Raw genomic sequence first — 11,790 nt, 5'->3', positions numbered from 1 at the left:
GTGAGTTTTCGCATAGAACATGATCTTTTAGGAGAACGAGAAGTCCCAAGCGAGGCGTATTACGGTATTCATACGCTTCGGGCTTCCGAAAACTTTCCGCTCAGTCATTTAGGCATCGATACACGGTTTATTCAAGCGTTTGCACAGGTAAAGAAAGCGTGCGCAAACGCCAATGCGACGCTTGGTTTTTTAGACGCCTCTAAAGCAAAAGCGATCATGCAAGCGTGCGATGAGATGATCGCGGGCAGATGGCACAATAATATCATCGTCGATGCGTTGCAAGGTGGAGCTGGAACGTCGCTGAATATGAACATGAATGAAGTCATCGCCAATCGTGCGTTAGAAATCATGGGGTATTCCAAAGGCAGTTACGAGATCCTTCATCCACTCGATCATGTCAATATGCACCAATCCACCAACGATGTTTACCCAACAGCGCTTAAAGTGGCAGCCATGTCTCTTTTACAAGAACTCGGCGATGAGATCGCCAAACTTCAAGGTGCACTTCAAGGTAAAGAAAAAGCGTTTAGTTCCGTACTTAAAATGGCGCGAACCGAACTTCAAGATGCTGTTCCTATGAGTTTGGGAGCCGGTTTTGGAGCGTACGCCGAAGCGATTGCCAGAGATCGCTGGCGGGTTTTTAAGTCCATCGAACGCCTTAAAAACGTCAATCTCGGTGGAACGGCGATCGGTACGGGCATAGGGGCTCCTAAAAAGTATCTTTTTCTTGTTGTCGAGTGTCTCAAAGAGGTGAGTGATCTTCCCGTAGCACGTTCTGAAAATTTGATCGATGCGACGCAAAATTGCGATATGTTTGTGGAAGTTAGCGGGATTTTAAAAGCACATGCGACCAATTTGTTTAAAATCGCTTCGGATTTACGGCTTCTCTCATCAGGCCCTCGTGCAGGTTTGGCGGAAATTGCCCTGCCGCCCGTGCAAGCGGGCTCTTCCATTATGGTCGGCAAAATCAATCCCGTCATTTGCGAAGCGGTCAATCAAGCGGCGATGAAAGTGATGGGCAACGACTTTTTGGTTTGCCAAGCCGCCCAAAACGGTCAACTCGAACTTAACGCCTTTATGCCTCTTTTGGCGCAGGCGTTTTTAGAGAGCTTAACGCTTCTGAAAAATACGGTTGCTATGTTTCGCGAAAAGGCGATTGAAGGCATTGAAGCCAACACGGAACACGCCCTTTCACAAGTTTTAAACTCTAGCGGTTGTTTAGTAGCCCTTTTAGACGTGTTAGGTTACGAAAAGGCGACACAGCTTGCATCGGCTTTACATGTAAACTCCAATATGACTCTCAAAGAGCTCTTAATACGCGAAACAACGTTAGAAGAGAATGAAATCGACGCTCTTTTATCGCCCTCTCGTTTAATTGCACTAGGAAAATAAATGGATAGAATCGCCAAAGTCTTGCAAACCCATGAATTAAGTCATCAAGAATTGGTTGAATTTTTACGTTCCGATCGCTATGATGAAGCCCTCTTTCATGCCGCCGATCAAACACGCGAACGTTATGTCGGTAACGACGTGCATCTCAAAGGGTTGTTGGAGTTTTCCAATATCTGTACGCGTACATGTCATTATTGCGGACTCAGAGTCGAAAATCGCTTCATTAAACGTTATAAGTTAAGCAGTGAAGAGATTCTTAGCTTTGCACGCAAGGCAATTGATTACGGGTATAAAACCATTGTACTCCAATCAGGTGAAAGCCATAGTTACTCCATGGAAGCGATGTGCGACATCATCGCTTCCATACGCGCCTTAGGCGCTACGGTCACGCTGAGTTTGGGCGAAAAAAGTGAAGCAGAGTACCAAGCCTACAAAGAAGCGGGAGCCAATCGTTATCTGCTGCGTATTGAAACCACCGATAAAGCACTCTATCAGTCGTTGCATCCTCAGATGAGTTTTGAGAATCGCTTAAAATGCCTTCGTATTTTAAAAGAACTCGGTTATGAAACGGGAAGCGGTTCGCTTGTTGGCTTGCCGGGGCAGAGCATCACGTCTTTGGCAAACGATCTTCTTTTTTTCAAACAGTCGGATTTTGATATGATCGGCATCGGTCCTTTTATTCCTAGCGAAAATACACCGCTATCAGATGCAAAAGGCGGGGAGTTTACGATGGCATTGAAGATGATGGCGTTGGTTCGTTTACTGCTTCCAAAGATCAACATTCCTGCTACGACGGCGATGGAAACGCTTGATCCCAACGGTCGCGCCATTGCCCTAAAGAGCGGAGCCAATGTCGTGATGCCTGTCATTACCGAGGGCGAATACCGCGCCTTGTACCGCTTGTATCCGGGTAAAATTTGCATCGACGATACGCCAAAGCATTGTCGCTTGTGTATCTCCGGCAAAATCATTGCTATCGGTCGAGGCGTTGCCGACACTAACGGCGATAGCGAACGCTTTATTGTACGACAAAAAGAACAAAGGAATTTTTATGACGCAAACGCCTAAAGGATTACGCCTGCACATCGGACTTTTTGGTCGCCGCAACGTAGGAAAATCCTCTTTAATGAATCTCATCACGAACCAAGCGATGTCCATTGTCTCCGAAACACCGGGTACGACGACCGATCCTGTGGAAAAAACGATGGAGATCCAGCCTTTAGGTCCTGTTGTTTTCATCGACACCGCAGGAATTGACGATGAGGGAAGTTTGGGCGAAGCACGCATCAAGCAAACGTTACATGTCATCCAAAAAATAGATGTTGCCGTTTTAGTGGTAGAGCCTAATCGTTGGGGTACTTTTGAGGAAAAATTGGTAGCACTTTTTAAAGAAAAAGCGATTGCTTTTACGATCATTTGTAATAAAATAGACCAAGAAATCCCGCAAGAGCCGTTTGTGCAAACCCTGTGCAAGCACGCCGCTTCATGGCTTGAAATGAGTGCTAAAACGGGCGAAAATAAGGAGCGTTTCTTTGAAAAAATACACGAGATTATTCCTTCATCGTGGATCAAACAACCTTCTCTTTTAGGGGATTTGATAGGGGAGGGCGATGTGATCGTTCTGGTTGTTCCCATCGACTTGCAAGCACCCAAAGGGCGTTTGATTTTGCCTCAAGTGCAAGCGATTCGCGATATTTTAGACCATGACGCCTGTTGCCTTGTTGTGAAAGAGCGAGAATTAAGCTACATGTTAAGCGAACTCAAATCATCTCCGAAGCTCGTCGTTTGCGATTCGCAATGTGTTTTAAAAACGGTTGCCGATACGCCAAAAGATGTCAAAGTCACGACATTTTCGATTTTGATGGCGCGCCTTAAAGGCGATTTGATCACTCTAAGCGAGGGTGCAAAGATGATTCACGATCTTAAAGAGGGCGATAAAGTGCTAATCGCCGAAGCCTGTACGCACCATGCCTTGGAAGATGACATCGGGAGGGTCAAAATCCCACGCTGGCTTAGGCAGTACAGCGGGCTAGATTTAACGATTGAGCATTGTAGCGGGAAGAATTATCCCGAAAATATCGCTGAGTATCGGCTCATCATTCATTGCGGTGCGTGTACGCTCAACCGCCAAGGCATGCTTTCACGTCTTGATGAAGCAAAAAAAGCAGGTGTTGCGATTACCAATTACGGGATTGCTATTTCGGTGTTACAAGGTGTTTTGCATCGTTCTCTAGAGCCGTTTCCGCTTGCTTTAATGGCGTATGACGATCGGCAGTGAATCTTTAGCCGGAAACGATTTGATCGCAAAAACGGTTTTTTGATGTCTTACATGTAAAACCTCTTTTGCGATTTTCAAACTTCTGTGCTATACTTTTGTCAAATTTTCTTAAAGGAGACTCAGATGGAAACATTTATCACCCATCACACCATACATCAACCTCAGAGCATTGCGCAATTTTCTAACGCATCACTCGTCGTCGTCCTCCTCCTGAAGCTCCGTTAAACCTTCACACTCACCCCTTTTTTTTCACTGTTGATTTTTAAATTGGCTTTTTAGCCCTGAGGATACCTCTATCTAATGAGCACAATTTTATACATTTTTCATTGTTGTTTTTCTTGTTTTAATGCAAGATTTTAATTTAGAGCGCAAAATGCGCGTGGGCTTTCTGCCGAAGAAAACTTAGCGTTAGCGTAGCAACTTTAGCTTTGCCAAAGTTGCGTTATAAAAATAAAATAGGATATTTTTATGCAAACTGCACAAACATTTAAAAAATACAAACCGTACCCGTTGGTACCTTTAGCTCACCGTGAGTGGGCAAGTAACATCATCACACGTGCGCCTATTTGGGTAAGTACCGACTTACGTGATGGCAATCAAGCATTGGTTGAACCTATGAATGCGACCAAAAAATTGGCGTATTTTCAAAAATTGGTGGAGATGGGATTTAAAGAGATAGAGATTGCGTACCCGAGTGCTTCACAAACGGACTTTGACTTTTGCCGCATGTTAATCGAGCAGAATTTAATTCCTGAGGATGTTAGGGTTGCGGTTTTGATGCCTTCCATCGAAAAACACATCAAAAGAACCTTTGAGGCGATGAGAGGAGCGAAAAAAGTAACGATGCACCTTTACAATCCCACCGCGGACAATCAGCGCAAAATAGTGTTTGACAAAAGCAAAACGGAGATCATCGCTTTAGCGGTTGAGGGCACACGCATCATCAAAGAAGAGGCGGCAAAATTCAAAGGCGATGTGTTGTTTCAGTATTCGCCCGAGAGCTTCTCCCAAACGGAGTTGGCATTTGCACGCGATGTGGTCAATGCGGTTATCAGTGAATGGATGCCAACCAAAAATGCACCGATGGTCATCAATTTACCCAACACTCTAGAGGCGTGCACGCCCAACATCTATGCCGATAGAATCGAGTGGATGAGCAAACAGATGTTGGAACGCGACTCCGTAATATTGAGCGTTCATCCGCACAATGACAGGGGTACGGCGGTTGCGAGTGCCGAGATGGCGATTTTAGCTGGGGCGCAAAGGGTTGAGGGTACGCTTTTGGGTAACGGCGAGAGAGCGGGTAATGTTGACTTGGTTACGATGGCGTTCAATCTTTACTCTCAGGGAATCGATCCGATGTTAGATATTTACAATATCGATACGATTTTACAAGAGATCATCACATTGACGCACAGCAGCATTCCTCCCCGTCACCCTTATGTGGGTTCCATGATCTACACGGCTTTTTCGGGCACGCATCAGGACGCAATAAAGAAAGGTATGGAGTATCAAAAGGTGGTGTTAGATGGCTATTGGCACGTGCCCTACCTCGTGATCGACCCCAAGGATATCAAGCGGGATTACCGCGATGTGGTGCGTATTAATTCGCAGTCGGGAAAAGGTGGCGTGGCGTATGTACTGAAGGAATTTTACGGCATTGAGACAACCAAATCGATGCAAGTCGAAATTGCGCTAGAAGTGCAGAAGTTGTGCGATGAGAAGGGAATCGAAGTAAATGCTGAGGAGATTTTTAAAGTTTTTAGGCAGATGTGCAAGCTTTAAAAGCGTTACATGTAAAAAGGAAAAACGATGCGTGAAGAGTGGAAAGCAAGTGCCTATGCGGAAAATTCAAAAGGGCAGGCGGTTTGGGCAAAAGAGTTGATCGAAAAGATGGCGCTAAAAGGCGATGAATCCATCTTAGACATCGGGTGTGGCGATGGAAAGATTACGGAGATGTTGAGTCATCTCACCAGCGGTGAAGTGGTCGGTGTCGACTTTAGTCCTGAGATGATCGGTTATGCCAAAGCGGCATTTTCAAAGCCCCTTTTTATGCAGATGGACGCACAAGCACTAAGTTTCAATGAGCGTTTTGACATGGTGTTCTCCAATGCCGCGTTGCACTGGGCGAAAGACCATGACGCTATTTTGCACGGTATCTTTAAAGCCCTCAAACCAAAGGGCAGAGCGATTTTGCAGATGGGAGGAGCAGGGAATGGCGAAAAAGTGTTTGAAGCCTTCCATCACATTCTCCCCGCGTATGCCGAGTATTTTGAAGGCTTTGAGTCGCCGTATACGTTTCATTCGGATAAAACCTATGAAACATTGTTAAAGGGCGCAGGTTTTAGCACATACCAAGCACACTTAGTGTCTAAAGATATGGTGCATGACACGCTCAAAGCATTTCGCGGTTGGCTTGAGACAACATGGTTTCCGTTTATCAACCGTATCCCAAGTGCGCAACAAACAGCGTTTATTGAAGCGTGGATTGAGGCTTATGTCGCTCTTTGTCCGCTGGATCAAGACGAAAGAGTGCATATAGGTATGATACGCCTTGAAGTGCAATTACGCAAGTAAAATCTTTACATGTAAGGAGCACGTGATGATCGTCAGTGAAAACAGATCGGAAAACTACCTCACGTATTTTTCGAATGGCACGTACGACGCTTATGCCGATACGACGAAAGAAAAGGGTGGAATGGAGCAAGGCTTTAGGCCGCATGAACTCTTAGAAGCGGCGCTGGCGTGTTGTATGAATATGTCTTTGCGCATGAACGCTCAAAAGCTCTCTATTCCCCTTGAAAAGGTACGTGTGAGCGTTTATTTAAACCGAGAAGAACCAGAGAACCCAACGTTTGAATACGATGTAGCGTTTGATGCATCAGTGTGTGACAGTGATCGGCAAACGTTACTGGATACTTTAGCGCGCAGTTCGGTTCGATCAACCTTATCGAAGAGCTTTTCTTTTGAGCAAAAGGCGGTTAATACGTCGATATGAGAGCATGTTTGATGCATATCAAAGGAAAAAAAAGTCGATTGTATTAGAATACGTGTCGAAAATGAAGGAGAATATCATGGCGAAAGTGCTTTCCGTACAGGTTGGACGTGCTAAGACGTACGGCGATGCGAATGCAAAAGGTTTTTTGGAAAAAGCGTGGAGCACGGCTTCGTTTAAAGAAGTTGTCAAAAGACCTTTACATGTAAGTGTTGAGGGCTTCGAAGACGATGAGGTTGCCGATAGGGCGCATCACGGCGGAATCGATAAAGCCGTGTTTGCCAACAGTTATGAAAACTATGCGCACTGGGCGACGTTTTTGGGATTGGAGCGTTTACCTTTTGGCGCATTGTCGGAAAACCTAACGATCGTCGGACTTCAAGAAGCAAACGTGATGCTCGGCGATGTTCATGAAATCGGCTCGGCTATCCTTCAAGTCACGCAACCGCGCAAGCCGTGTTGGAAGATTTCGCGGCGGTGGAATCACACGGAATTGACGAATGAAATTTTTACCAGCGGTCTTAGCGGGTGGTACTATCGGGTATTGAAAGAGGGAGTGATCGGTGCGGGAGATGCGGTGCGCATCGTTAGTCAAGAAGCGTGTTCTATCAGTATTTTGGAAGCTAACCACGCTTTTAGGGAACCGACGCATTTTGCTATGACTTTGGAGCGCATGGTAACGATACCTTCGATCGCACAATCGTACCGCGACAGTCTTATCAAGCGTTTAAACGGTACGAGTGATTTAGCTTACATGCAAACACGCTAGAGAGTCTTCTCAACGTTGCGTATGGTACAATAGCGACATTACTTCAAGGAGTGCTCGGATGATCGGTTTGGAATTTCTCATAACGTCGCTTATTGTCGTGCTGATCCCAGGAACGGGAGTTATCTTTACGATTTCGACGGCACTGGCTCAGGGCAGAAGTGCCGGAATATTTGCGGCACTCGGATGTACGCTTGGCATCGTTCCGCATCTTTTAGCAACGATTTTCGGACTTGCCGTGATTATGCACACGAGCGCGCTGGCATTTGAAGCGTTGAAAATAGCGGGCGTGTTGTACCTCTTTTACCTCGCGATTTTGACGTGGAAAGATCAAAGCGGTTTTGAAACGCATATGCAAGCGACGCGCACGAGTGCTCTTTCTTTGATCGCAAAAGCCTTTTTACTCAATATCCTCAATCCGAAATTGACGATTTTCTTTTTGGCGTTTTTACCGCAATTTATCCGTGCCGATACCGCTTCGCCTCTGGGCGATATGGTTGCACTTAGCCTCGTCTTTATGCTGATGACGTTTGTCGTATTTGTTTTTTACGGCTTTTTGGCGCACGGTTTTCGTCAAAACGTCCTTGCGTCGCGTCGCGTACAGTCGTGGATGAAAAAAGGATTTGCACTCACGTTCGCGGGGCTTGGCATAGAGCTTGCTTCTTCAACCCAAAAGTAAATATTACGGATTGAGCGCGTCTTTGAAATGGTCGCGGATGGTTAAAAATTCTTCTTTTGCGGCTAAGAACATATCGACCAATTGCGGATCGAAATGCGCGCCCCTTTCTTTTTCAAAGAACGCAAAGACGTCGGCGTCTTCCCAAGCTTTTTTATAGCAGCGATCGTGACTGAGCGCGTCGAAAACATCGGCGATCGCAACGATTCGCGCGTAAAGGTGAATCGCTTCACCGCTAAGGCCTAAGGGATAGCCCGTGCCGTCGTACTTCTCGTGGTGTTCTTTGGCGATAATCGCCGAAGCTTGTAAAATAGGACGTTTGGAGTGTTGTAAAACGGCATAACCGAGCATGGCGTGCGTTTTCATAATCTCCCATTCTTCGTCCGTTAATTTTCCGGGTTTATGCAAAATCGCATCGGGGATACCGACTTTGCCGATGTCGTGCATGGGCGAAGCCATGGCGATTTTGTTGGCTTCTTGTGCGTCAAGTCCGTATTTGAGTGCCAAAAGACGTGAATATTCGGCAACGCGTCGGACATGGTTTCCCGTCTCTTGGCTTCGGCTCTCCGCAATTTCGCCCATATGGTAGATGATCTCTTGTTGCGTCGACTCGATCTCTTCGTGAAGTTTGATAATCTCGCTAATATCGTTGCGAACGGACATAAATTCGGTGATTTTGCCTTGTTTGTCTTTGATAGGCACAACCGTGGCTTTGACCCAATAAAGCGAGCCGTCTTTGCGTTTGTTTTTTAAAACGCCTCTCCAAATGTGACCCGATTGGATCGTCTCCCATAGTTGCTTAACGATGAGCGGATCGATGTCGTCTGCGTACATAGCACTAAAACTCTGCTCGATGACCTCTTCTTTCGCGTAACCGGAGAGTTCGCAAAAGCGTTTATTGACAAATAAGATTTTCCCTTCGGTATCGACGCGCGTGAGACTATTGCTTTCGTCGATGACGGTTTCATATTGTTTGGAAAGGTGAAACGCTTCGTCAAGATCGGAGTCGGAGCGTTGGAGTGCTCGGCTTAGGCTCTCTTTAACAAGGTGCAATTGGGTGACGTCGTTGCGAATCGCGATCACTTCGTCGATCTGCCCTTGGCGCGTGATAATAGGGTAAATAAATGCATGAACCCAATACGCGGAGCCGTCTTTTTTGCGATTTTTCAAAACCCCTTTCCAAATGTTGCCGCTTAAGATCGTTTTCCAAAGGTCCTGAAAGACCGATTCGGGCGTGTCGGGATGGCGAACGATGCGATGCGACCGTCCGATGAGTTCGTCGGCACGATAGCCCGAAATATCGCAAAACTGCTCGTTCACGTACGTGATGATGCCGTGCGGGTCCGTTTTGGAGACGATCATACTTTTATCGATAACGTTTTTGTACTCCTGAAGCAAACGACCTTCGCGTTGTTGCGCGCTTTGAATGCGTTGTCTCTCGAGCCAAAAGTCGATTCTTTCCCCCAGCATTTCGCCTAAAAGCGGTTTGACGAAAAATTCGTTGGCACCGTTTTGGATCAACGCGTGAAGCAACGCCGAATCGTAGGCTTGCGTCACGATAAAAATCGGCGTTTGCGGCTCAGCGTAGGCGGCGCGCACTTGGCGTAAGCGCTCAACACTCGCAGTATCATACACATCGAGTTCGAGAAGGATTAGATCTATCGGCGCGAAAGAGAACGCTTCTTCTTGGCTTTGAGCAACAAAAAGGCGGTAATTTCTTACATGTAAGAGTGTCCGAACGTGTTGAACCGTTGATTCGAGCTCGCCGATCCAAAGAAGACGCGCACGGGGCTCTTGGTCACACGATTGAGCGAGTGCGTCGATCTTACGGACAATGTGAGCGATCGGATCGGACTTGGAAAGAAAGGCTAAAACACCGTAACGATCCCATGTGTGTGAGCGGTTGGGATCATGATCGATCGAATAGACGATCATTTTAAGTTTCGGATCGAGGATCGAGAGATTTTGCAAGATCATCTCGCCTTCGCCGTCGCGTAAATGAAGATCGAGTACGATCACGTCGAACGTTTGGACGCTGAGCAGTTCGACGGCTTGGTAGAGCGTTTTGGCATGCGTCACGCGATAGTTTAAGGCACAAAGGTTTTTTTGCAGGACGTTTGAAAATACAAGCGAGCTTTCAAGAATAAGCATCGATGTTTTGCGAGTCTCTTGCGTATTTTCAATCATCGTCAATCTCTTTTATTCGAGGAATCGTGTTGTAAAGCTCTTTACTTTTTCCAAACACCGCACGCCTTTTGGCAAGGGTATTTTGTCGGAAGTTTATTATACAAAATCACGATGAATTTTAAAACCCTTAACGATCAAAACGAGCCAATCGAAGCTATGGAGCAGGGTTTGTGAAACAAATACCCTTGAAAAGAGCGACAGCCCAAGTTCTTTAACGCTTGGAATTGCGCTTGTGTTTCGATTCCTTCCGCGACGATTGCAAGGTTGAAGCGTTTGCCTAAGGTTAAAATCGTCTCGATAATCGTTCGATCGACGGGACTTGAAAGCATCCTTCGAACAAAACTCTTATCGATTTTGAGTTCGTCGACTTTGAGTCGCCTTAAATACGAAAGCGAAGAAAACCCCGTACCGAAATCGTCGATCGAAAGCAAGATGCCGAGGCGTTTAAGTTCGAAGATTTTTCGCAGGGCTTTTTTCGCATCTTGAATCAAAAGGCTTTCGGTCAATTCAAAACAGATTTTACGAGGATCGCAGGCGATGCGTTTGAGCAAAGCGCACACGGAAGGGAGAAAACTCTCATGCTCAAACTGCTTCGTGCTGATATTGATCGAGAGTCGCCACGTATGTTTGTCCGGATCGTTTTCCCACGCCTTGAGTTGGCGCATCGCATGCTCTAAAATCCAATGCCCTAAAGGAATGATGAGTCCGCTCTCTTCGGCAAGAGGAATAAAACGGTTCGGCGCAACCGTTCCGATATGCGGATGGTGCCATCGAATCAAGGCTTCCGCACCGTAAATGCGCGGCGCATTCTCACATGTCAGCGTTGTTTGCGTTTGGTAAAAAAGCTCCAACTGATCGTTTTCCACGGCAAAAAGCAGTTGTTCCAAAAAAACGGCCTTGCTCTCTAAATGCGTTTGAAAGTCGCTTTGAAAAAAGCGAATCGTATTTTTTCCTTCCTCTTTGGCGCGAAAAAGTGCGCTATCGGCATACTGAAAGAGATGCTCGGCAGAATACGATCGGTTCTTAAAGACGATTATCCCGATACTCGCACTCAGTCGAAAGCTCTTATGATCGATAGTTAGGACAGAAGAAGCGACATAGGACAACTTTTTCGCTAAAAAAAGTGCGGCGTCTTTGGCGTGAGATTCTTCGTGAAAAGGCGTTTCGTACAACACGCTAAATTCATCGCCGCCTGAACGGTAAAGATCTCCTTGCGTGCCCAAAAGATGTTGGAACCGCGATGCAAGCTCGATTAAAATACGATCGCCCGTTACATGCCCTTGCGTATGATTGATTGTTCGAAAACGGTCCAAATCCAAAATCAGCAAAGCTTGGTACTGAGGGCGTGCGGGTGAGCTTTCGATGCGCATAAGGGCTTCGTGCAAAGCGATACGATTGGCTAGATGCGTTAAAGGGTCTATGCGATACCATAGCCTGTTCCTCGCGGGCTGATGCAGGCAAGGCTTCATTTTCCACGACACAATAGCTCTCCTTAA

10 protein-coding genes are annotated in these 11,790 nt (G+C 46.4%); 8 read left to right on the top strand and 2 right to left on the bottom strand.

Annotation, left to right across the window (positions count from 1 at the left end; all coding sequences use genetic code 11):
- From NL930_RS09030 to NL930_RS08995, 8 genes are all read left to right on the top strand, one after another.
- Window positions 1–1,392, top strand: a complete 1,392-nt coding sequence (locus tag NL930_RS09030; RefSeq protein ID WP_254376460.1) for an aspartate ammonia-lyase — start codon at window positions 1–3, stop codon at window positions 1,390–1,392.
- The gene (hydE, locus tag NL930_RS09025) at window positions 1,393–2,460 is read left to right on the top strand and encodes a [FeFe] hydrogenase H-cluster radical SAM maturase HydE (RefSeq protein WP_254376459.1); all 1,068 of its coding nucleotides are present in this window, start codon (window positions 1,393–1,395) and stop codon (window positions 2,458–2,460) included.
- Complete coding sequence (hydF, locus tag NL930_RS09020; protein ID WP_254376458.1) at window positions 2,444–3,670, top strand: [FeFe] hydrogenase H-cluster maturation GTPase HydF; 1,227 nt, start codon at window positions 2,444–2,446, stop codon at window positions 3,668–3,670. Before hydE ends, hydF begins: the two co-directional genes overlap by 17 nt.
- Before the next feature lie 468 nt (window positions 3,671–4,138).
- Window positions 4,139–5,455 (top strand): 2-isopropylmalate synthase, encoded by a 1,317-nt coding sequence (locus tag NL930_RS09015; protein WP_254376457.1) that lies wholly within the window; start codon window positions 4,139–4,141, stop codon window positions 5,453–5,455.
- A 27-nt stretch (window positions 5,456–5,482) separates the two neighbouring features.
- Complete coding sequence (locus NL930_RS09010) at window positions 5,483–6,247, top strand: class I SAM-dependent methyltransferase (RefSeq protein ID WP_254376456.1); 765 nt, start codon at window positions 5,483–5,485, stop codon at window positions 6,245–6,247.
- A 25-nt stretch (window positions 6,248–6,272) separates the two neighbouring features.
- Window positions 6,273–6,668 (top strand): OsmC family protein, encoded by a 396-nt coding sequence (locus NL930_RS09005; protein ID WP_254376455.1) that lies wholly within the window; start codon window positions 6,273–6,275, stop codon window positions 6,666–6,668.
- A gap of 76 nt (window positions 6,669–6,744) precedes the next feature.
- Complete coding sequence (locus NL930_RS09000) at window positions 6,745–7,434, top strand: MOSC domain-containing protein (RefSeq protein ID WP_254376454.1); 690 nt, start codon at window positions 6,745–6,747, stop codon at window positions 7,432–7,434.
- Between the two features lie 58 nt (window positions 7,435–7,492).
- The gene (locus NL930_RS08995; RefSeq protein ID WP_254376453.1) at window positions 7,493–8,110 is read left to right on the top strand and encodes a LysE family translocator; all 618 of its coding nucleotides are present in this window, start codon (window positions 7,493–7,495) and stop codon (window positions 8,108–8,110) included.
- A 3-nt stretch (window positions 8,111–8,113) separates the two neighbouring features.
- On the opposite strand, the gene NL930_RS08990 is transcribed toward NL930_RS08995, so the two are convergent.
- Window positions 8,114–10,294, bottom strand: a complete 2,181-nt coding sequence (locus NL930_RS08990) for a PAS domain S-box protein (RefSeq protein ID WP_254376452.1) — start codon at window positions 10,292–10,294, stop codon at window positions 8,114–8,116.
- Between the two features lie 134 nt (window positions 10,295–10,428).
- Window positions 10,429–11,775 carry a bifunctional diguanylate cyclase/phosphodiesterase gene (locus NL930_RS08985; RefSeq protein WP_254376451.1) on the bottom strand — a complete coding sequence of 449 codons (1,347 nt, stop codon included), beginning with the start codon at window positions 11,773–11,775 and terminating at the stop codon, window positions 10,429–10,431.
- Window positions 11,776–11,790 lie beyond the last annotated feature (15 nt).

The sequence above is a fragment of the Sulfurospirillum sp. hDNRA2 genome, from assembly GCF_024206095.2.
In the GTDB taxonomy this organism is placed as follows: Bacteria; Campylobacterota; Campylobacteria; order Campylobacterales; family Sulfurospirillaceae; genus Sulfurospirillum.
Note: the sequence above shows the minus strand (reverse complement) of the source record. Positions and strands in the feature narration are given on the sequence as shown.